Consider the following 21,731-nt stretch of genomic DNA (forward strand, 5'->3'; position numbering starts at 1 on the left):
CCCTGCCGCCTACTGCGCAGGCGCAGGCATGAGGGCGGGGCCTTCGCTACCGGCGCGTGGGCGGTGCGGCTACCGAACCGCGTGCGATCAGCCGATGCGGCATCACATGTTCGCGCAGCACCGTTGCGTCCCCCGCAGGCCGGCGGATGGTGCGCAGCAGGATGTCGATGGCCGCGTTGGCCATCGAGGCGATGGGCTGGTGGATCGTGGTCAGTTCCGGCCACACGGTGGTGGCGGCCGAGGTGTCATCGAAACCCACCACCGACAGGTCGCGTGGCACTTCCAGCCCGCGCCGATGCGCCACGGAGATGGCGGCGGCGCCCATGTCGTCGTTGCTGGCGAAAATCGCGGTCGGTGGCCGGCGCTGGGACAGCAGCTTCTCGGCCGCTGCCAGGCCGGACCGGTAGGTGTAGTCACCGTGCTGGACCAGGCCGGGCTCCACCGCCAGCCCGGCCTCGCGCAGGGCGGTGACGAAGCCGTCGTAGCGGAGCGCACTTGCGCTCAGGTCATCGCGCCCACGGATGAAACCGATGCGGGTGTGTCCCTGCCGGAGCAGGTGATCGGTCATTTCCCTACCCGCACTGAAATCGTCGATGCGGACGCAGGACAGGGCCTCGCTCAGGCGACCCGATGCGATGGCGACCACCGGAATGCCAGCCTTGACCAGTTCGCTTACGGCGGCCTGCGATTCGCACAGCGGCGGCGGCAGGATCACCCCGTCGACGCGTCCGGCGAGCGCACGCGCCGCCCTGCGTTCGGATTCGGCATCCAGGTTGTCCCAGTAGTCGATGACCAGCTGGATGGCGGAACTGGAGGCGACGCGCAGCAGGCCCACCAGCAGTTCGCGCAGGTAGGCGCCGCTGGGGTTGGTGTAGATCAGCGCAATGCGCGTGTGCTGTGCAGCGGCCAGCGAACTGGCGGCAAGATTGGGCGTATAGCCCAGCTCACGCACGGCGCGCAGCACGCGCTCGCGGGTGACGTCGCGCACCTTGCCCTGGTTGATTACCCGCGACACGGTCATCGGCGAAACGCCGGCAAGGGCCGCAACCTCGTCGATCGTCACGCCTGCGGTTCTGCGGCGAACCGATTTCTTCGGCTTGTCCAATGCACGATCCCTTTGTTCTTGGTGGCGCTGCCGCGCGGGTGCGAAGGACGATGATGCGCTGCCCCGGGCCCGGACGTAGTCTACAAAGGCGCATGTTAACGCCGTTGTTGCGCGCTGTCGGCACGCACCTGTGGGCCCTGCTCGTGCTGCTGGCCTGTGTTGGCGGGGCACGGGCGGAGGATGGCTATGCGCTGTGGATGCGCTACCAGCCGGTTGCCGCAACGGTCGCTGCCGATTACCGGCGGCAACTGGCCGAAGTGGTGGCCCCGGATCGCACGCCAATGCAGCGCGCCACCCGCGACGAGCTTGCGCGCAGCCTCCCTGGATTGCTGGGAGCGTCGCCGCCAATGCGAACGGCAATCAGTACCGAGCGTGCCCTGGTGCTGGGCACGCCGCAATCCTCGACACTCGTCGCCGCGTACGGCAACGAGATCGCCACGTTGGGCGACGAGGGCTTCCTGATCCGCCGGGTCCGGATCGAGACGCGCGATGTGCTGCTTGTGGCGGCACGCCAGGATGTCGGCGTGCTGTATGGCATGTTCCATCTGCTGCGGCTGATGCAGCGTGGCACCCCACTGCAGGCGCTGGATGTGCATGAGTCGCCGCAGGTCGCACTGCGTGTGCTCAACCATTGGGACAACCTGGATCGTTACGTCGAGCGTGGCTATGCAGGCAGCTCGCTGTGGGACTGGCAGACGTTGCCGCAGTGGCGTGACCCGCGCTACACCGACTACGCCCGTGCCAACGCCTCGCTCGGCATCAACGGCACCGTCCTCAACAACGTCAATGCCAGTGCGCTGAGCCTGTCGCCGGCCTATCTGGCCAAGGCCGCCGCGCTGGCCGACCTGTTCCGGCCCTATGGCATCCGGGTCTACCTGAGCGCGCGCTTCAGTGCGCCGATCGAGCTTGGCGGCCTGGCAACGGCTGATCCGCTGGATCCGGCTGTGCGGCGCTGGTGGCGCGACAAGGTCGATGAGATCCATGCGCGCATTCCGGATTTCGGCGGTTTCCTGGTCAAGGCGAACTCGGAGGGGCAACCCGGCCCGCAGGATTACGGTCGTTCCCATGCCGACGGCGCCAACCTGCTGGCCGAGGCACTGGCGCCCTACAACGGCGTAGTGATGTGGCGCGCCTTCGTGTACTCGCACCAGGTTCCCGAAGATCGCGCCAAGCAGGCGTACAGCGAGTTTGTCGGGCTGGACGGTGCCTTCCGCCCCAACGTGATCGTGCAGGTGAAGAACGGTCCCATCGACTTCCAGCCGCGCGAGCCGTTCCATCCGCTGTTCGGCGCCATGCCACGCACGCCGCTGATGATGGAACTGCAGATCACCAAGGAGTACCTGGGTTTTGCGACGCACCTGGTGTACCTGGGAACGCTTTACGAAGAAGTGCTGCAGGCCGACACCCATGCACGTGGCGAGGGCTCCACGGTCGCCCGCGTGATCGACGGCTCGTTGGAGGGTCATGCACTGACCGGCATCGCCGGCGTTGCGAACATTGGCGTAGACCGCACCTGGAGCGGCTCGCATTTCGACCAGGCCAACTGGTACGCGTTCGGGCGACTGGCATGGAATCCGCAGCAGTCCGCGCGCGGCATTGCCGAGGACTGGGCCGCGCTGACCTTCTCGCCCGACCCGCAGGTGACCGGCCCGATCCTGCGGATGATGATGGACTCGCGCGAGGCGGCAGTGGGCTACATGACGCCGCTCGGGTTGCATCACCTCATGGCACGCGGTCATCACTACGGTCCCGGCCCCTGGGTGGACGGCGGCCCGCGTGCGGACTGGACGTCGGTCTACTACCACCGTGCAGACCGCAACGGCATCGGTTTTGACCGCAGCGCAAGCGGAAGCAACGCCGTGGGGCAGTACTTCCCGCCGGTTGCCGGGGTTTATGGCGATCCGGCGCGGGTGCCCGAGTCGCTGCTGCTGTGGTTCCATCACGTGCCGTGGGACCGCCGCATGCGCTCGGGCAGGACGCTGTGGGACGAACTGGTCGGGCGCTATTCGCGGGGTGTGCGCCAGGTGCAGTCGATGCAGGCGACCTGGGCGGGCCTGCGCGATCGGATCGATCCGCAGCGGCACCAGCAGGTGGCGGCGTTCCTGCAGATCCAGCGCGAGGAAGCGCAGTGGTGGCGCGATGCCAGTGTGGCGTACTTCCAGTCAGTCAGCGGCCGACCGCTGCCGGCGGGAGAACGGCCACCGCCACAGCCGTTGTCGTACTACCAGGCGTTGCAGTTTCCTTTCGCACCCGGAGATGGACGATGAACCGGTTCGGATGGTCCGCGCGCGCGGCGGCGTTGATGGTGCTGGCGTGGCTTGCCGCACCGGTGGCGGCCGGCGAAACGACGGGTTTGCTGCACCCGCTGTTCCAGGACCATGCGGTCCTGCAGCGCGACCGGCCGATCACCGTCTGGGGCCAGGCAAGCCCTGGGCAGGCGGTATCGGCCACCTTCGCGGGCCAGGCGGTGGCCACACAGGCCGATAGGGCAGGCCGCTGGCAGGCCATGTTCCCCGCCATCGCCGCAGGCGGCCCGTACACCCTCGAGGCAACCGCCGGGACCCGGCGTGAGACGGCGCGGGATCTTCTGGTCGGCGACGTCTGGTTGTGCGCGGGGCAGTCGAACATGGAGCTGCCGGTCTGGCGCTCGCTCAACGCAGCCAGCGAGATCGCCTCGACCACGCTGCCACGGATCCGGCTGTTCAGCGTGCCGCAGGACGCGGCCGTGCAGGCGCAGGAGAGCTTCAAGGGTGACCCTGGATGGACGCGGGCAACGCCCGATTCGGTGCGCGGTTTCTCTGCAGCCTGCTTCTATTTCGCCCGCGAACTGCAGCGCACGGTTACCGTACCGATGGGGCTGATCCAAGCAGCGTGGGGCGGCTCGCGGATCGAGGCCTGGACCAGTACCGATGCCCTGCGCGGGCAAGGTGGCATGGACGAGGCCCTCGATATTCTCGCGCGCTCTGCCCGTGATCCGCTGGAGGCACGCGCAGCCTGGGGCCGCCACTGGCAGCACTGGTGGGAGACGCGCGAAGGGGCGCTGCCGGGCGACGCACCTTGGCGCGCGGATACCGATGACCGCGCATGGTCGCACGCACCGGCCACACTGGGCGCATGGGAGCGGTGGAACGAGCCCGCGCTTGCCGATTACAACGGCATGGTCTGGTATCGCACGCAGGTGGTGCTGAGCGCTGAACAGGCTGCACGCGGCGCGACCCTGGAGCTGGCATCGGCCGACGAGGTGGACGTGACCTGGGTGAACGGGGTCGCCGTCGGCAGCCAGTACGGCGCCGGCCAGAGGCGCTATCCGTTGCCGAGTGGCCTGTTGAAGGCGGGATCCAACAGCATTGCGGTCAACGTGCTGGACACCTACGGCGAAGGCGGCCTGGCCGGCCCCTCAACGGCATACGGCCTGCAGTTCGACAACGGCGAGCGCGTGGCACTGCAGGGCCTCTGGAAATACCGGGTGGCGGCGGGCCAGCAGGCGCCGCCTTTCGCGCCATGGCAGGCCGCCACCGGGCTGTCGACGCTGTACAACGGGATGATCGCACCGCTCGGGGGCTTCGGGCTGCGCGGCATGCTCTGGTATCAAGGTGAATCGAACACCAGCGATGGTGCGGCGTATGCGATGCGGTTGCGTGCGCTGCGCGAGGACTGGCGGCGGCAGTTCGGTGCGCGCACGCCACTGCTGCTGGTGCAGCTGGCCGGCTACGGCCAGCCGCCGGTTGTGCCCGCCGCCAGCGGTTGGGCGCAGGTGCGTGAGGCGCAGCGGCGCGTCGCCGCCGAGGATGCGCGGAGCGGGCTCGCCATTGCCATCGACATCGGCGACGCCTACGACATCCATCCGCCGAACAAGCAGGAGCTCGGGCGCCGCCTGGCGCGCGTGGCGCGCCACGTGGTGTACGGCAAGCAGGACGTGGCGCCGTCGGGTCCGCGAGCGGTAACGGCCGTGCGGACGCCCGCTGGCGTGGCCATTGCGTTCGAGGATGTCGAAGGCGTGCTCACCGCGACCGGCGCGCTGCGTCCGATTGGTTTTGAACTGTGCGGGACCAGGGGTGATACCCGCCACTGCGACTACGGCGACGCCGAACTGGATGGGCGCCGGATCCTGCTGCGCGGCCCGCTGTCGACGCACGCAACGCATGTCCGCTATTGCTGGGCCGATGGCCCGGTGTGCACGCTACGCGACCGCAGCGGGGCACCGGCAGGCCCGTTCGAACTTCCCATTGCCGAAGCCGAGACGCGACGATGATGACGTTGTCCAAGCAGTCCCCTCCGGTCCGCGACAGGGCCGGCCTGAGGTCGATGGCGCGCCACCTGCTGGCGGCGGCACTCCTGCTGTCGGCCGCAACCAGCCCGGCCAGCGCGCCGCCGGACGCACCGCCGGTGTACTTCGACTGGTTCGAATACCGCGGCAACGACGCGGCCTTCGACACGCCGCTGCCGGCCGGCCACTACCGCAATCCGGTGCTGGCCGGCTTCCATGCCGATCCCAGCATCGTGAGCGCGAACGGCCGGTTCTACCTGGTCAATTCCAGCTTCACCTATTTCCCGGGCATTCCGGTGTTCGAGAGTGCCGACCTGGTTCACTGGAAGCAGATCGGCAACGTGATCGACCGCGCCACGCAGCTGGATTTCGACGGACTGAGCGTCTCGCGCGGCATCTTCGCGCCCACCATCGAATACCACGATGGGGTCTTCTACGTGGTGACCACGGCCACCGACAGTGGCGGCAACTTCATTGCCACCGCGCGCGACCCGGCCGGTCCGTGGTCCGATCCGCACTGGCTGCCCGGCATCGATGGCATCGATCCATCACTGTTCTTCGATGACGACGGCAAGGTGTACCTGGTCAACAACGATGCACCGCCCGGCCCGCCGCGCTACGACGGGCACCGCGCCATCTGGATGCAGCAGATCGATCTGGCTGCCTTCAAGCCGGTCGGGCCGCGCCGGGTGCTGGTCGACGCGGGCGTGGAGCCGGCGAAGAACCCGATCTGGATCGAAGGACCCCACATCTACAAGCGCCAGGGCTGGTATTACCTGTCCGATGCCGAAGGCGGCACCGGGCCGCAGCACTCCCAGGTGGTGCTGCGCAGCCGCGCCGTGTGGGGCCCGTATGACCCCTACGCGGGCAATCCGATCCTGACCCAGCGCGAGCTGCCCGACGACCGACCGCTACCGATCACCAATGCCGGCCATGCCGACCTGGTCGAAGGCCCGGACGGTTCGTGGTGGGCGGTGTTCCTGGCCAGCCGCAACTATCAGACGCGGCACTACAACACCGGGCGCGAGACCTATCTGCTGCCGGTGCGCTGGCAGGACGGCTGGCCACGGATCCTGCCGGCCGACCAGCCCATCCCCTACGTGGTCAAGGCGCCGTCGTGGATGCAGGGCGAGGCATCCCAGGCCCCCTCGACCGGCAACTTCGTCGAGCGCGACAACTTCGATGGACCGAGGCTCGATCGCCAGTGGCTGCGCGTGCGGGTGCCCAAGCACGCCTGGGCCGACCTGGCCACGCGCCCGGGAATGCTGGCCGTGCACCCGCTTGCCGAGGATCTGGACACGCTGCGCAATCCCGCGTTCCTTGGCCGACGCCAGCAGCACCTGCGCTTCGAGGCGAGCGCCGCGATGAGCCGGCCGGGGCCTGGCGTGGCGGCCGGCCTGGCGGCGTTCCAGAGCGAGGCGTACTGGTACTTCCTTGGCGTTCGCAGCCTTCCGGACGAGCGACTTTCGCTCTTCCTGGAAGTTCGTGATGGCGGTGGCAGTACGCGCATCGTGGCGACCCGCGAGGTGCGGGCACCGGACGCGTTGCGCCTGAAGATCGACGGCAACGAGGGCGACTACGCGTTCTCGTTCGATACCGGCGACGGGCAGGGCTGGCAACTGCTTGCAGGCAAGGTGGATGGCACCGTTCTGAGCACGGACCGGGCGGGCGGCTTCGTAGGCGCACTGCTGGGTCCCTTCGCGCGCGATGAGCGCACCGGGAGAAGCAAATGAGGCTGTCGCTGTCGTCCAACGCCCGTCGCCGCACGTTGCGCCGCGGGCTCACTGTGTTCGTTCTGACCTGCATCGCGGCGGCCGCATCCGCAGCCGCGCCGCGGCCCTGGCTGGACGTTTCGGCCAGCTTCGAGCAACGGGCTGCCTCACTCGTCGCGCAGATGACGCTGGATGAGAAAGCCGCGCAGATGCAGAACGCCGCGCCGGCAATCGAACGCCTGGGTGTGCCCGCCTACGACTGGTGGAATGAGGGACTGCATGGCGTGGCACGGGCAGGGCAGGCCACGGTCTTTCCGCAGGCGATCGGCCTGGCCGCGACCTTCGATGTGCCGTTGATGGGGCAGGTGGCCACGACGATCAGCGATGAGGCCCGCGCAAAGCACCACCAGTTCCTCCGCGAAGGCGCGCACGGCCGTTACCAGGGGCTGACCTTCTGGTCGCCGAACGTCAACGTCTTCCGCGACCCGCGCTGGGGCCGCGGACAGGAAACCTATGGCGAGGACCCGTACCTCACCGCGCGCATGGGCGTGGCCTTCGTACGTGGCCTGCAGGGCGACGACCCCGTCTACCGCAAGCTGGACGCCACCGCCAAGCATCTGGCCGTGCACAGCGGGCCGGAGGCCGACCGCCATCACTTCGATGCACGGCCCAGCCGGCGCGACCTGTATGACACCTACCTGCCGGCATTCGAGGCGCTGGTCAAGGAGGGCGACGTCGATGCTGTGATGGGCGCCTACAACCGCGTGTACGGCGAGTCCGCCAGTGCCAGCCGTTTCCTGCTGCGCGATGTGCTGCGACGCGACTGGGGCTTCAAGGGCTACGTGGTCTCGGACTGCTGGGCCATCGTCGACATCTGGAAGCACCACCATATCGTGACCACGCGCGAAGCCGCTGCGGCGCTGGCGGTCAGGAATGGCACCGAGCTGGAATGCGGCCAGGAGTACGCCACGCTTCCGTCGGCCGTGCGTCAAGGTTTGATCAGCGAAGCGGAGATCGACGATGCGGTGACCCGTCTGTTCACCGCACGGATGCGCCTGGGCATGTTCGACCCGCCGGAGCGGGTGCGCTGGGCGCGCATTCCGGCCTCGGTGAACCAGGCCCCGGCCCATGATGCGCTGGCGCTCAAGGCCGCGCAGGCGTCGCTGGTGCTGCTGAAGAACGACGGCATCCTGCCGCTGTCACGCGACATCAAGCGCATTGCCGTGGTCGGACCCACTGCCGACGACACCATGGCACTGCTCGGCAACTACTTCGGCACACCGGCCGCGCCGGTCACGATCCTGCAGGGCATACGCGAGGCGGCCAAGGGCGTCGAGGTTCGCTATGCCCGCGGCGTGGACCTGGTGGAGGGCCGCGACGATCCCGGTGCCACGCCGTTGATCGAGCCGACCTTCCTGCGGCCTTCGGCGGACTCGCCCGAGCGTGGCCTGCGTGGCGAGTACTTCCGCACGCCCGACCTGTCCGGTACGCCGGCCCTGGTGCGTACCGACGCGCAGATCGGCTTCCGCTGGGACCGCGGCTCGCCGACCGACAACCTGCTGGCACGCGGCGAAGCGGCACCGGGGCAGGGGATCCCGAACGACCGCTTCAGCATCCGCTGGAGCGGCCAACTGCTGCCACCCGTGTCCGGCCGCTACCGGCTGGAGGTGGCCGGCGATGATGGCTACCGCCTGTACCTGGACGGGAAGCGCGTGATCGATCACTGGGTGAACACAGATCGCCTGCATGCCGAGGGCATCGAACTGGAGCTGCAGGCCGGGCGTGCCTATGCGCTGACGCTGGAGTACTACGACGACGAGCGCGATGCCGGCGTGCGCCTGGGCTGGCGCATGCCCGGCGCCAAGGCGCCGTTCGATGAAGCGCTCGATGCCGCACGCGAAGCCGATGTGGTGGTGTTCGTCGGTGGCCTTACCGGCGATGTCGAAGGCGAGGAAATGACGGTCAACTATCCAGGCTTTGCCGGTGGCGACCGTACCGACCTGCGGTTGCCCGCGCCGCAGCGCACCCTGCTGGAGGCCCTGCACGCTACCGGCAAGCCGGTGGTGATGGTGCTCACCGGCGGCTCGGCCATTGCCGTGGACTGGGCGCAGGCGCATCTGCCGGCGATCCTGATGAGCTGGTACCCCGGGCAGCGCGGCGGCACCGCCGTCGGCCAGGCGCTGTTCGGCGACGTCAATCCCGCCGGCCGGTTGCCAGTGACGTTCTACAAGGCCGGCGAAGCGTTGCCGGCATTCGACGACTACGCCATGGAGGGCCGCACCTATCGCTACTTCCGCGGCACGCCGCTTTATCCGTTCGGTCACGGCCTGTCGTATACGCGGTTCGACTATGGAACGCTCCGCCTCGATGCAGCCAGGCTCCGGGCCGATGGCCGCCTGGGCGTGGCGGTCGATGTGACCAACGCAGGCACGCGCAGCGGTGACGAAGTGGTGCAGCTGTACGTGCGGCGCGAGCACGCTGGCAGCGGCGATGCCGTGCAGGAGCTGCGTGGCTTCCAGCGGATCCATCTGGCCCCGGGCGAACGCCGCACGGTGACGTTCACCCTGGAGGCAGCGCAGGCCCTGCGCCACTATGACGAAGCGCGCGCCGCGTATGAGGTGCGGCCCGGTGCCTACGAGGTCAGGGTGGGGGCGTCCAGTGCCGATGCACGCGCGCAGGGCAGGTTCACGGTGGTGTCCGCGCATGACTGATCGCTCTCGCCGGCATCGATTTCCCTCCGCCCAGATCCCTTTTCCAGGACGTCCGCTGCATGGCAAGCACTGAACACGCGCTATCGGTACGCGAGAAGCTCGGCTACAGCCTGGGCGATCTCGCCGCCAACCTGATCTTCCAGACCCTGATCACCTACCTGGCGTTCTTCTACACCGACGTCTACCGCCTGCCAGCTGCGACCGCGGCCACGATCATCTTCGTGGTGGGCCTGCTGGGTGCGTTCGTGTTCACGCCGTTGATCGGCATCGCGGCTGACCGGACGACCACCCGTTGGGGCCGCTTCCGGCCGTGGATCCTGTGGACGGCCATTCCCTTTGGCGTACTGTCCCTGCTGGCGTTCAGCACGCCGGACCTGGGCGAGCGCGGAAAGGTGATCTATGCACTGGCCACCTACGCGCTGCTGGTGTGCGTGTACGCAGCGAACAACCTGCCGTACTCGGCGCTGAGCGGCGTGCTGACCGGCAGCATGGCCCAGCGCAACAGCCTTTCGGCCTACCGCTTCTTGGCCGTGATGATCGCGCAGTTCATCATCCAGGTGCTGCTGATGCCGCTGGTGCTGATCCTGGGTGACGGCGACCGGGTGCGCGGCTTCGAGCAGGTCATGACCGCATTCGCCATCATCGGCACGGCGTTCTTCCTGATCACGTTCGCCACCACCCGCGAACGCATCGTGCCGACGCGCGAACAGACCGGCGGCATAGTGCAGGACCTGTCGGACCTGCTGCACAACCGCCCGTGGCAGGTGATGCTGGCCCTGACCGTGCTGGTGTTCATCAACCTGGCATTGAAGGGCGGTACCTACATCTATTACTTCCAGTACTACATGAGTGAAGCGGCGCTGGCCGGCTTCCTTGAAAACTCGGGGTTCAACGGCCTGGTCAGCGCGTTGAATGCTGCGCTGGCCAGCGCCGGCTTCGCTGCGTTCACCTGGCCGAAGGACGCGGCCACCTCGGCGTTCAGCCTGTTCAACGCGTGCGGCATCCTCTGCATGATCCTGGGTATCGGCGCATCGCGACGGCTGGCGGACCGCTTCGGCAAGCGCGACGTCTTCGGTGGCGCCCTGTTTGTCTCGACCCTGTTCCTGCTTGCCTTCTACCTGTTTCCACCCACGGCGGTGGCGGTGGCGTTCGGCGCCTTCATGCTGCATGGCTTCTGCTACGGCATCACCATCCCGTTGCTGTGGGCGATGATCGCCGACGTCGCGGACTACTCGGAGTGGAAGAACCATCGGCGGGCAACCGCGATCATCTTCTCGGCGATGCTGTGCGGGCTGAAGATCGGCCTCAGCGTGGGCGGCGCGCTGGTCGCCGCGATCCTCGCCCACTACGGCTACCAGGCCGGCCTGGCGCAGCAGCCTGAGGCCGTGGTGCAGGGCATCCGCCTGACCGTAAGCGTCTACTGCTCCCTTCCTTTCCTGCTCGCCGTGGCGCTGCTGGTCTTCTACAGGATCGACAAGCGCACCGAAACCCGCATCGAGCAGGACCTCCACCTGCGTCGCCGTTCCGCCGACGCCTCCGTGTAACTCCAAGATGACGACCATGATCGACCTCTCTGCCGGCGAAGACGGCCAGGCCAGCGAAGCCCGTCTTGCGCAGCTCACCGCGCACGCCATTTCGCAACCGCTGGTGACCCACATCTATACCGCCGACCCTTCGGCGCATGTGTTCGAGGGGCGCCTGTACATCTATCCGTCGCACGACATCGACGGCGGCCAGCCATTCGACGACGAAGGTGGCCACTTCGGCATGCAGGATTATCATGTGCTGAAGATGGATACGCCCGACGGCACGGCCGTCGATTGCGGCATGGCGTTGCATGTGCGCGACGTTCCCTGGGCCCGGAAACAGATGTGGGCCCCCGATGCCGCCTGCCGTGATGGCCGCTACTACCTCTACTTCCCGGCCAAGGATGCCGAGGGCCGGTTCCGCATCGGCGTGGCGATCGGTGCGCGGCCGGAGGGCCCGTTCGTGCCCCAGCCGGAGCCGATCAAGGGTGCGTACTCGATCGACCCGGCCGTGTTCGAAGACGAGGATGGCAGCCACTACCTGTACTTCGGCGGCATATGGGGCGGGCAGCTGCAGAAATATCGTGACAACCAGTACAGCGAGGCCCACGAGGAGCCCGAGGGCAGCGCACCGGCGCTGGGCCCGCGCGTGGGCCGCCTGGATGCCGGCATGACCGAGCTGGCCGAACCCACCCGCGAAGTGCAGATCCTGGATGAGCATGGCCAGCCGCTGCGCGCGGACGACCATGCGCGCCGCTTCTTCGAAGGTCCGTGGCTGCACAGGTACCAGGGTCGCTACTACCTGTCGTACTCCACTGGCAACACCCACCAGCTGTGCTACGCCATCGGCGACAGCCCGTATGGACCGTTCACCTACGCTGGCGTGATCCTCACCCCCGTGGTCGGTTGGACCACCCACCACTCCATCTGCCAGTTCGAAGGACAGTGGTACCTGTTCTATCACGATGCACTGATGTCCGGCGGCATCACCCACCTGCGCTCGGCCAAGTGCACGCCGCTGCACATGGAGCCGGACGGAAGCATCCGCACGATCAACCCGTATGGGGCCTGAGCGGATGCTGCCGGTGGATGATGCGCTGGCTCCGCTGCCAGCCGGCGAGCTGCACTGGCTGAGGTGCGGCGAACTGGAGGTTGCGTTCGCCGCAGGGGCGGGCGGGCGCGTGGCGCACCTGCGCTACCAGGGCGTGGAATGGCTGGTGGATGCGCAGCAGGCAGGCCCGGCGGCGATCGCGTGGGGCTGCTACCCGATGGTGCCGTGGGCCGGGCGCATCCGCCGTGGACAGTTCCATTTTGACGGCAGGCCGCATCGGCTGCCGCTCAACTTCGACGGGCACGCCATCCATGGGGTGGGTTTCTCGCGACCCTGGCGGATCGACCGCTTGGACGCGGCGGCAGCCCGGTTGTCGCTGGAGCTGCCGAGCGACGGCTACTGGCCTTTCGGTGGCGCTGCCGTGCTGGACCTGCAGTTGCAGGCTCACAGCCTGCAGATGGACCTCTCGGTCCAGGCCGGCGGGCAGGCGATGCCGGCGGTGCTGGGCTGGCACCCCTGGTTCCGGAAGCCGGAACGACTGCTGTTCAGTCCTCGCTCGATGTATCCGCGGGACAGGGAAGGTATTGCCACGCTGCCCCGCGTGGAGCCCACCACCGGCCCCTGGGATGACTGCTTCATCGCCGACGGTGACATCACGCTGATACGCGAAGGCCAGCACCTGCGGCTAAGGTCGGACCACGACCACTGGGTGGTCTACGATGGTACGCCGCACGCCACCTGTGTCGAGCCGCAGAGCGGCCCGCCAGATGGCTACACCCTGGCACCGCACCGGCTGGAGCCCGGCCAGCGCCTCGCGTTGACGTTCGAACTGGCGTGGGCGGCGGACAGCACCTGAAACCCGGCCAGGGCAGGAAATCACCCGGATGGCGGGCGGTCGGTACGCCGCCTGGACCGGCCGGGGACCCGGTGCCTGACACGGGCCGCGCCCCAGGACCACCTGACATTTCCTACAGGTTCCAGTCGATCCGCATGCCCGCGATCAGCGCATCCGGCAGGTCATGCTGGCGTGCGGGCTCATTGAACTGGTCGGGGTGCACGATGTAGTGCAGGTTCGGTGCAACACGAAGCTGCGGGGTGAGCTGGATGCCATAGCTCAGCTCCATCATCACCTGGCTCCCGTGCGGGGTGCCGCTGCCACCGGCTGCGGCGCGGGCGAGGCGCAGGTCTTCCAGCGCGATGCTGCTGTACTTCTGCTGGGTCACGACGAAAGCGATGCTGTCCTGCGGCCGCCGGGCGAACGTGCCTTTCTGCACCAGCCCGGCCTGCAGGAAATGATCCTCGATCAACTGGCCGGAGGTGCCCTTGAGCGCCGCACCGAAAAGGGTCAGGCCGCGGCCGGCACCATCACTGGTGAGTTGCTGCTCGAAGCGGGCGAACGCACCGGAGCGACCGTGACGCGTCGCGTACTCCTGGCCACTGAGCAGCGCGGGAATGCCGTTGGCATCGCGCAGCGGATCGCGATAGGTCGAGTTGTCCTGCCAACCACCGAGTTCGTAGCGGGCTTTCAGTCGTGCCGAAGCAGGGCTGCGCCAGCCGATCGTGTAGGGCACGATCCAGCCGGTGGCCTGGTTCGTATTCCACTTCAGGCCATGCTGGCCATCCTCGGCCTGGCTGGGATCAACCTGGTAGGCGCCGACGCGGACATAGACATCGGGCGTGACCCAGGCCGTGGCATCGGCCATCCAGCTCGATACCGGCCACCAGGTGAAACTGCTGGTGCGGAATACGTAGGTCGGGTTGCCACAGGCCGAGTTGCCCTGGAAGTATTGGCACAGGTCCGAACCCAGGTGGTGGATGTTGGCGACGCTGCGCCCTGCTTCCAGCACCAACCGGTCGTTGAACAACTTCTGTTCGAGGGTCAGGTTGGCCAGGCGCGTGCCCTGGCCGCCGTAGATTTCCTGCACCGAGGTGCTGTTGCCTGTACTGCTGTTGGCGAGATTGGTGCCATGGCGGTTGATGCCGTAGGCCTTGACCGTCGCACCTCGCCAGCCAAACGCCGCGTCCAGGTCCACGTCGGCACCGAACATCAGCTGGCCGGCATAGGCCGTGCCGCTGCGCTTGCCACCGTCGAGCGTGGCGGCCGCTTCGCCGGTGTAGGCGAGCTTCGGAGCGAAGACGTCGCTCGCGTCGGCGGCTGCGGCCAGTGATGGCAGGGCCAGCAGGATCACTGTCGGCAGCAGGCGGCGGGAAGGGGAGGTCATGGGCGGGTTCCTTTTACAGGGTGGGAGCCGTGACCGGCTTCTTGAGCACGCGCAGCGCGACCGCAGTGACGGCCACGCCGGCCACGAGTGCCAGCAGGTAGATGCCAAGGTGGGTGACTGCGTTCGGGATCGGCAGCACGAACACGCCGCCATGCGGCACCTTCAGTTCGACGCCTGCGGCCATCGAAATCGCACCGGCCACGGCAGAACCAAGGATCAGCGCCGGAATGGTGCGCAGCGGATCACGCGCGGCATAGGGGATCGCGCCTTCGGTCACGAAACTGAGGCCAAGCACGCCAGCGGCACCGGCCGTGCCACGCTCCTCGGCAGTGAAGCGGCTACTGAACAGCCATGTCGCCAGTGCGATACCCAGCGGCGGCGTCATGCCGCCGATCATCGTCGCCGCCATCGGCGTGTAGACCTGGCTGGAAATCAATGCGGTAGAGAAGGCGTAGGACGCCTTGTTGACGGGTCCGCCCATGTCCACCGCCATCATGCCGCCCAGCAGCAGGCCAAGCAGGATCGCGCTGCTGCCTTGCATGCCGCGCAGCCAGTCGGTCAGCCAGGCCAGCAGCCCAGCCACCGGCGTACCGATTACATACATCATCAACAGGCCGACCAGCAGCGTGCCCAGCACCGGCAGGATCAGCACTGGCTTGAGGCCTTCCAGGCTGCGCGGCAGGCGCAGCGCACGGTTGATCCAATGCACGCCGTAGCCGGCGATGAAACCGGCCAGGATGCCGCCGATGAAGCCCGCATCCATGTTGACTGCCACCAATCCCCCGATCATGCCCGGGGCGATGCCCGGGCGATCGGCGATGGAGTAGGCGATGTAGCCGGCCAGTGCCGGCACCATCAGCATGAAGCCGGACTTGGCGCCGATCTGGAACAGCGACCAGGCCAGCGTGCCCTTGTGTGCATCGTCGAAGGCATAGATGCCGCCGAGTGCGAACGCCAGTGCGATCAGCAGGCCACCGGCAGTGACGAACGGCAGCATGAACGACACGCCGGTCATCAGGTGCTTGTAGGGGCCGGTGACCCTGGCCTTCTCGGTGGTGCGACCTGAAGCCACCGTGCCGGTCTGCACGCCAGCCTCGGCCAGCGCCTTGCGGATCAGGTTCTGGCCGTCATTGATCGCCGGCTTGGTGCCGCTCTTGAACAGGCGTTTGCCAGCAAAGCGCGACAGATCGACTTCGCGGTCGGCGGCGATCAGCACCAGGTCGGCGGCAGCGATTTCGCCGTCGCTCAACGCATCCTGCGCGCCGACCGAGCCCTGGGTTTCCACCCGGATCGCGTGGCCCAGTGCCTTGGCCGCCTGCTGCAGGCCTTCGGCCGCCATGAACGTGTGGGCGATGCCGGTCGGGCAGGAGGTGACGGCGACGATGCGCTTGCCCGTGTCATCCCTGGAAGGGGGTGCCGATGCTGCGGCGAGCTGCGCCAGCACGGCGAGCGGGTCGTCCAGCACTTCACCCAGGCCGGCGCGCACGATCTGGGCATTGCCGAAGCGGGCGCTGTCCGCCTCGCCGTCACCCACCAGCAGCAGCTGCGTTGCGGCGGCAGCCTGCGCGTCGGGCAATGCCCCGGTCACGCCCTGATCGCTGCGGATTTCGATCGCCAATTCGACCCTTTGCTGGCGTGCGGCGCGGCGCAGCGCTTCGGCGGCAAGAACGGCCTCGATGCTGCGTTCGCCAGCGGCGATGACTACGGTGGAAGCTTGCATGGCAACTCCTGGAATTCTTCGGGTTCGTCCTTGCAGCAGGGGCCATCGGTGGCCCAAGGCCAGCCGCAGCCCCCTCTGCAGGGGTTTCAATCCAACCGCTCGATCAGTACATCGCCGGTCCACGCGCGCACCTGCGCCGGGTCCAGCCGTCGCGCGTCGCCACTCTCCAGCCGGCTCATCGAGAACGCCGTGGCCAGTCGCGCACAACCGGCCAGGTCGGGGGAGGGCTCCAACAAGGCGGCGGCGATGCCGGCGACCATGGCGTCGCCGGCACCGACCGTACTGCCCTGCGCCAGTCGCGCCGGTCGTGCGACCAGGGCGCCGCTGCGATCAATGAACAGCGCGCCGTCGGCGCCCATCGAGATCGCTACGAGTGCAACTCCGCGTTCGACCAAGGCCCGGCCCGCGGCGCGCAGGGCGCTGCGATCCAGCAGCGGCGTGCCGGCCCAGGCCTCCAGTTCATGGCGGTTGGGCTTGACCGCGTAGGGCAGTGCACCCTGTGCACCACTCAACGCCGCGGCAAGCGCGTCGCCACTGGTATCCAGCAGTACGCGCGCGCCGGCGGCGCGCACCTGCGCCTGCAGTCGGGCCCATGCATCGGCTTGCAGCCCGGACGGAAGGCTGCCGGACAGCACCACCGGCAGCTGCGGCTGGAGCAGTGCGTCGAGTCGGCGCGATACCGCGTCCAGATCGGCGTCGCACAGTGACAGGCCGGGCAGGTTGATGTCGGTGGTCTCGCCGTTGGCATCTTCCACCAGCTTGATGTTGGTGCGGGTACGGCCCGGAATGCGCAGACAGGCGTCTGCGATGCCCCGATCGGAAAACAGTGCGCTGAACACGCCGTCGTTGCCATCGCCGAGCACACCCAGCGCAGTGGTCGGCACGCCCCAGTCTGCCAGGCAGGCGGCCACGTTGATGCCTTTGCCCCCAGCGTCGTCGCGGGAACTGCGGGCGCGATGCACGTGACCCGGTTGCAGGTTCGCCAGCCGCACGGTCTGGTCGATTGCCGGGTTCAGGGTAATGGTGACGGCGCGGGAACTCATGCGCGCGCTCCATCGAGGGCACGCACCTGCTCGGCCGTTTCGCAGTCCAGCGCCGTCGCAGCCAGCGTTCGCAGATCGGCCAGCGCGCTGCCACGCAGGCGTGCTTTCACGGCCGGGATGTCGTTCGGGGTCATCGACAGTTCGTCCACGCCCAGGCCGGCCAACAGCAGTGCGCCGAACGGATCGCCGGCCAGCCCGCCACAGACGCCCACCCAGCGCCCATGCAGTCGTGCGCCTTCCACCGTGGCGCGGATCGCGCGCAGCACGGCCGGATGCAGGCTGTCGGCCTCGGCGGCCAGTTCCGGATTCTGGCGGTCGATCGCCAGCACGTACTGGGTCAGGTCGTTGGTACCGATCGAGAAGAAGTCGGCGTGGCGGGCCAGCACATCGCTCTGCGCCGCAGCGGCCGGCACTTCGATCATGATGCCGATCGGTACCCCGGGCGCCTGCAGTGCTGCGCGCTGGCGCTCGCAGATGGCGCGCAGTGCGACCAGCTCGCTTACCGAGGTGATCATCGGGAACATGATGGACAGGCGCGCGCCGTCTTTCGCCGCGCGGTACAGCGCACGCAGCTGCGGTTCCAGCAGGTCCGGCCGGCGCAGCAGCAGGCGCGCGCCGCGCACGCCCAGGAACGGGTTTTCTTCATGCGGCAGCTCCAGGTGCGCCACCTGCTTGTCGCCACCGATATCGAGCGCACGCACGATCAGTGGGCGGCCGCCGAGTGCCTTGGCCATCGCCACATACGTGGTGTACTGCTCATCCTCGCTGGGCGTACTGCCACGTTCAAGGAACAGGAATTCGGTACGCATCAGGCCGACGCCTTCCGCGCCTTGCTCCAGTGCCAGCGGCACCTGCTCGGGCAGGTTGACGTTGGCGCCGATGTCGATGCGGTGGCCGTCCGGCGTCTGTGCCGGCTGCGCACGTTGCGCCGCTTCACGCTCGCGGATCTGCTGCTGTTCGGCGATCCACGCGCGCGCCGAGGCGAGGTCGGCCTCGGACGGAGACAGGTAGAGCCGCCCGCTGCTGCCGTCGATGATCGCCTCGCGACCGGCGCTGATCGCGAGCAGCTCGCCCCCCCCGGCGACCAGCGCCGGCAGGCCGAGGGTGCGCGAGAGGATGGCGGTGTGCGAGGTCGGCCCGCCCTGCGCGGTGGCCAGGCCAATCACGCGGGTAGTGTCGAGGTTGGCCGTGTCGGACGGCGACAGGTCCGCCGCGATCAGGATGCACGGGTGCGCGGGCAGGTCGGCCAGGCCGCCACCGGCGGCCGACGGATCAAGCTGCGCCAGCACTCGGCGGCCAACGTCACGCAGGTCGGCGGCGCGCCCGGCCAGCACCGGGTTGCCCAGCGCGGCCAGGCCCGAGGCGATGTGTTCGATGGCCTGGTGCCAGGACCATGCGACGCCATGGCCTTCGACCATCAGCTGGCAGGTACGGGTAATCAGGTCGGTGTCGTCCAACAGCGCGGCATGGGCCTTGAAGATGGCGGCGTCCGAGGCGCCAAGCCGGCGCTGGGTGTCATCCTGCAGCGCGGCCAACTGCTGGCGGGTACGTGCGAGCGCGTCCTGCAGACGCGCCCCGCCTTCGCCGAGCGGGGCCGGGCGATCGGCGACCTCGGCCTGCGTGCTGGCCAATACATGCACCGGGCCGATTGCCAGCCCAGGGCTGGCACCGATGCCGACGATGGCAGCCTGTGCCTCGGGCGGATTCCAGCCTGCCACCGGCGTGGCCTTGCGTTGTGCTGCGCGTTCGGCGTCGGCCTTTTCCTGTGCCACCAGGTCCTCCATGACCCTGCGCAGCGCGGTCAGCAGGGCAGGGGCATCCGCCCCCTCGGCAGATACGCTGACGGCATCGCCATGACGCAGGCCAAGTTGCAGCAGTGCGACCAGACTCTTGGCGTCCGCTGCCTGGTCGCCGGCACGCACCTGGGCGCGGGCCGCAAAGCGGCGCGCCGTCTCTGCCCAGCGCGTGGCCGGGCGCGCGTGCAGGCCGCTGGGGTAGGCAATGGTCCAGTCAAAGCGCTCGGCCAGATCGGTGGCCGGTACCTGGGCGGTCGTGATCGCAATGTCGCCGGTCAGCGCGTTGACGATCTCACCCGCATCGGTGGTCGCAAACAGGCGCTGCAGCGTTGCCTCATCCTGGATCAGCCGGGTCAGGCGGCGCAGCAGGGTAATGTGGGTATCGGACTGGGCAGCGATGCCAACCACCAGACGGGTGACCTGCCCCGGATTCCATTCCACGCCTTCCGGCAACTGCAGCACGGCAATGCCATCGCGGCGCACCAGATGGCGGTCCTCGCCAAGCCCGTGCGGGATTGCCACGGCATGGCCGAGGAAGGTGTTGGCCAGCGCTTCGCGCCGTCCCATGCTGGCCTCGTACCCTGGCGCCACGCAGCCGGCCGCGACCAGCATCTGCGCGACCTGGGCGATCGCATCGGTCTTGTCCTGCGCCCGCGCGTCCAGGCGGATCAGTTCCCGGCTGACGGGGGAGGGGAAGGTCTGGGGCGACAAAGGGCGGCTCCGGCAAAAGGATGGCTGGGCATATTGGGAACGTTCCCACCACCTATTTCAATGTGCACTGCACAAAATGCCAATAGCTATTTGGCGTTAGCATTGTCCTGAACAGCCGCCGGGCCATGGCAGGCGCACTTTTCCGGGAACGTTTCCAATGAGTATCAGCATCAATGACGTCGCGCGTGTAGCGGGGGTATCCAAGTCCACCGTGTCGCGGGTGCTCGGGGGCGGCCCGGTCAGCGAAGAGGTTCGCGGCCGGGTCGAGGTGGCGATCCGCCAGACCGGCTATCGGCCGAACCTGCAGGCAAGGCGGCTGCGCTCCCGGCACACCGGCATCATCGGGTTGATCGTTGCGGATATCCGCAACCCGTTCTTCACTGCGCTTATCCGTGCGGTGGAGGAGGTCGCCTATCGCGAGGGCCTGCGCGTCACGCTCTGCAACACCGACGAAGACCCCGAGCGCGAGGCGCTGTACCTGCAGTTGATGCACGAGGAGCGCATCAGTGGACTGATCTTTGCGCCCACACGGACCACGGTGGGGCGGCTGGAACGGCTCACGCTGGACTTCCCGACGGTACTGGTGGACCGCGCCGCGGCCAGCGGGTCGATCGACAGCGTGGTGCTGGACAATCCCGCGGCGATGGGCGCTCTGGTCGAGCATCTCGTCGAGCGTGGCTATCGCCGCATCGGCGGCCTGTTCGGCAGCACCAGCACCACGGCGGCCGAGCGCCGCGACGGCTATCTTGCTGCGATGCGCACGCACGGATTGGAGCCGGATTACCGTGAAGTCGAGCCAACGGCCGAGGCCGCCATCGCAACGGTCGACCAATGGCTGGCCGGCCCTTCGCGTCCCGACGCGCTGGTCACCAGCAACAGCCTGCTGCTCATGGGTGCATTGAAGGCGGCACGCAGCGCCGGTCTCGCCATTCCAGGAGAGCTGGCGCTGGCAGGGTTCGACAACGAGCGCTGGACCGAGCTGGTCGAACCTGGCATTACCGTGGTCGAGCAGCCGGTTGAAGACATGGGGCGCGCTGCGATGTCGCTGTTGCTGGAACGCCTGCGCATGCCGGAGCTGCCCGTGCGCAGGCTGGTGATGACGGGAAGGTGCGTGGTGAGAGGGTCGACGGCTGGGCGATAGTCCGGCACCGGCCTGCGGCAGCCGCCAGATGTTGGCGGGTCATGCGTTGTCTGCTACAAGCCAACTGTACGCAGACATAGTGGAGGATCGCCTTGTCAGAGCCCTATTCAGCACTGCTCCGCCTGAAGATTTCCCACCACGATCTTTCCAGATGGCTGGCAGCGCCCGTGCCTTCATCATCCCGTTGGTCCGACTGGCGAGGCATCTCCGGGCAGTGGCGCATGGAAAACGGTCAATACCTTGCCTCGTGCAGCGACGAGGCGTTGGACCACCTGCTCGCGGATTGCCAGGCGCTGTTGGCCCGCTACCCCGACAATCGCGCCGCATTGAAGGCTTTCCTTGCCTCTGCACAGGCCGGGAATATCCAGATTGCCGCCTATGACCGCACTGCTACGCACTTTGTCGCAGGATCGCTGACGTATTCGGAGAGCCTTTACGATCTCATCGCGTTTCTTGCCGTGGCACGAGGCGCCGCCGACTTCCTGAAGGGGGGCGACGAAGGCGTGGCATTGATCCACGACTATCTCTGGGCCGAGGAAGGTGAGCAGGAGACGGTTGCTGCGATTGGGCTGGCCGGCCCCGGGGAATCCGGATTCCTGTCATCCGCAGACCTGGATGCCGCCACCGAGCCCTTCGAAACATTGGTGGAGGCCATGCTGGAAGCCGAGGACGACCCGGAGTTTCGTCCGCGCAACCAGCTTGATCGGCTTTGACCTCTGCCGCGTG

General features: G+C 67.9%; 14 protein-coding genes. 9 read left to right on the forward strand and 5 right to left on the reverse strand.

What is annotated here, in order from left to right; genetic code table 11:
* Positions 1-46: 46 nt before the first annotated feature.
* Positions 47-1,105 (reverse strand): LacI family DNA-binding transcriptional regulator, encoded by a 1,059-nt coding sequence (locus VG561_RS00485; RefSeq protein ID WP_014647205.1) that lies wholly within the window; start codon positions 1,103-1,105, stop codon positions 47-49.
* Positions 1,106-1,197: 92 nt separating this feature from the next.
* Here VG561_RS00485 and VG561_RS00490 point away from each other — a divergent pair, with 92 nt between their 5' ends.
* Genes VG561_RS00490 through VG561_RS00520 form a run of 7 tightly spaced genes read left to right on the forward strand, consistent with a single transcriptional unit; the run spans position 1,198 to position 13,228 of the window.
* Positions 1,198-3,372 (forward strand): alpha-glucuronidase family glycosyl hydrolase, encoded by a 2,175-nt coding sequence (locus VG561_RS00490; RefSeq protein ID WP_423179269.1) that lies wholly within the window; start codon positions 1,198-1,200, stop codon positions 3,370-3,372.
* Entirely contained in the window at positions 3,369-5,357 is a 1,989-nt protein-coding gene (locus VG561_RS00495; protein WP_423179270.1) for a sialate O-acetylesterase, read from the forward strand. The genes VG561_RS00490 and VG561_RS00495 overlap by 4 nt, the downstream gene beginning before the upstream one ends.
* Positions 5,358-5,410: 53 nt before the next feature.
* Entirely contained in the window at positions 5,411-7,105 is a 1,695-nt protein-coding gene (locus tag VG561_RS00500; RefSeq protein WP_111205720.1) for a glycoside hydrolase family 43 protein, read from the forward strand.
* Positions 7,102-9,795, forward strand: a complete 2,694-nt coding sequence (locus VG561_RS00505; protein WP_423179271.1) for a glycoside hydrolase family 3 C-terminal domain-containing protein — start codon at positions 7,102-7,104, stop codon at positions 9,793-9,795. The genes VG561_RS00500 and VG561_RS00505 overlap by 4 nt, the downstream gene beginning before the upstream one ends.
* A 59-nt stretch (positions 9,796-9,854) precedes the next feature.
* The gene (locus tag VG561_RS00510; RefSeq protein WP_423179272.1) at positions 9,855-11,339 is read left to right on the forward strand and encodes an MFS transporter; all 1,485 of its coding nucleotides are present in this window, start codon (positions 9,855-9,857) and stop codon (positions 11,337-11,339) included.
* Positions 11,340-11,355: 16 nt separating this feature from the next.
* Complete coding sequence (locus VG561_RS00515) at positions 11,356-12,393, forward strand: glycoside hydrolase family 43 protein (RefSeq protein WP_049439693.1); 1,038 nt, start codon at positions 11,356-11,358, stop codon at positions 12,391-12,393.
* Positions 12,383-13,228 carry an aldose epimerase gene (locus VG561_RS00520; RefSeq protein ID WP_142234747.1) on the forward strand — a complete coding sequence of 282 codons (846 nt, stop codon included), beginning with the start codon at positions 12,383-12,385 and terminating at the stop codon, positions 13,226-13,228. The genes VG561_RS00515 and VG561_RS00520 overlap by 11 nt, the downstream gene beginning before the upstream one ends.
* Positions 13,229-13,340: 112 nt before the next feature.
* Here VG561_RS00520 and VG561_RS00525 read toward each other — a convergent pair whose 3' ends face one another.
* From VG561_RS00525 to ptsP, 4 genes are all read right to left on the reverse strand, one after another.
* Positions 13,341-14,594 (reverse strand): carbohydrate porin, encoded by a 1,254-nt coding sequence (locus tag VG561_RS00525; protein ID WP_142234746.1) that lies wholly within the window; start codon positions 14,592-14,594, stop codon positions 13,341-13,343.
* Positions 14,595-14,607: 13 nt separating this feature from the next.
* Positions 14,608-16,314 (reverse strand): PTS fructose transporter subunit IIC, encoded by a 1,707-nt coding sequence (locus VG561_RS00530; RefSeq protein WP_142234745.1) that lies wholly within the window; start codon positions 16,312-16,314, stop codon positions 14,608-14,610.
* An 86-nt stretch (positions 16,315-16,400) separates the two neighbouring features.
* Positions 16,401-17,357: a 1-phosphofructokinase family hexose kinase gene (locus VG561_RS00535; protein ID WP_032955983.1), complete on the reverse strand. Its 957-nt coding sequence runs from the start codon at positions 17,355-17,357 to the stop codon at positions 16,401-16,403.
* The gene (gene ptsP, locus VG561_RS00540) at positions 17,354-19,864 is read right to left on the reverse strand and encodes a phosphoenolpyruvate--protein phosphotransferase (RefSeq protein ID WP_262093918.1); all 2,511 of its coding nucleotides are present in this window, start codon (positions 19,862-19,864) and stop codon (positions 17,354-17,356) included. The genes VG561_RS00535 and ptsP overlap by 4 nt, the downstream gene beginning before the upstream one ends.
* A 157-nt stretch (positions 19,865-20,021) precedes the next feature.
* On the opposite strand from ptsP, the gene VG561_RS00545 reads away from it, so the two are divergent.
* Complete coding sequence (locus VG561_RS00545; protein WP_014647193.1) at positions 20,022-21,005, forward strand: LacI family DNA-binding transcriptional regulator; 984 nt, start codon at positions 20,022-20,024, stop codon at positions 21,003-21,005.
* 92 nt (positions 21,006-21,097) lie between these two features.
* Positions 21,098-21,718, forward strand: coding sequence for a hypothetical protein (locus VG561_RS00550; RefSeq protein WP_227863764.1), 621 nt, complete (start codon positions 21,098-21,100; stop codon positions 21,716-21,718).
* Positions 21,719-21,731: the final 13 nt, after the last annotated feature.

The organism is Stenotrophomonas sp. CASM110 (assembly GCF_049384345.1).
Classification (GTDB): Bacteria; Pseudomonadota; Gammaproteobacteria; order Xanthomonadales; family Xanthomonadaceae; genus Stenotrophomonas; species Stenotrophomonas muris.

Bases quoted from the DNA above. Each gene is read 5' to 3' on its own strand.
- VG561_RS00520 (WP_142234747.1), top strand. From the start codon at position 12,383: ATGGGGCCTGAGCGGATGCTGCCGGTGGATGATGCGCTGGCTCCGCTG.
- VG561_RS00525 (WP_142234746.1), bottom strand. From the start codon at position 14,594: ATGACCTCCCCTTCCCGCCGCCTGCTGCCGACAGTGATCCTGCTGGCC.
- VG561_RS00535 (WP_032955983.1), bottom strand. From the start codon at position 17,357: ATGAGTTCCCGCGCCGTCACCATTACCCTGAACCCGGCAATCGACCAG.
- VG561_RS00490 (WP_423179269.1), top strand. From the start codon at position 1,198: ATGTTAACGCCGTTGTTGCGCGCTGTCGGCACGCACCTGTGGGCCCTG.
- VG561_RS00515 (WP_049439693.1), top strand. From the start codon at position 11,356: ATGATCGACCTCTCTGCCGGCGAAGACGGCCAGGCCAGCGAAGCCCGT.
- VG561_RS00530 (WP_142234745.1), bottom strand. From the start codon at position 16,314: ATGCAAGCTTCCACCGTAGTCATCGCCGCTGGCGAACGCAGCATCGAG.
- VG561_RS00500 (WP_111205720.1), top strand. From the start codon at position 5,411: ATGGCGCGCCACCTGCTGGCGGCGGCACTCCTGCTGTCGGCCGCAACC.
- VG561_RS00505 (WP_423179271.1), top strand. From the start codon at position 7,102: ATGAGGCTGTCGCTGTCGTCCAACGCCCGTCGCCGCACGTTGCGCCGC.
- VG561_RS00545 (WP_014647193.1), top strand. From the start codon at position 20,022: ATGAGTATCAGCATCAATGACGTCGCGCGTGTAGCGGGGGTATCCAAG.
- VG561_RS00495 (WP_423179270.1), top strand. From the start codon at position 3,369: ATGAACCGGTTCGGATGGTCCGCGCGCGCGGCGGCGTTGATGGTGCTG.
- VG561_RS00510 (WP_423179272.1), top strand. From the start codon at position 9,855: ATGGCAAGCACTGAACACGCGCTATCGGTACGCGAGAAGCTCGGCTAC.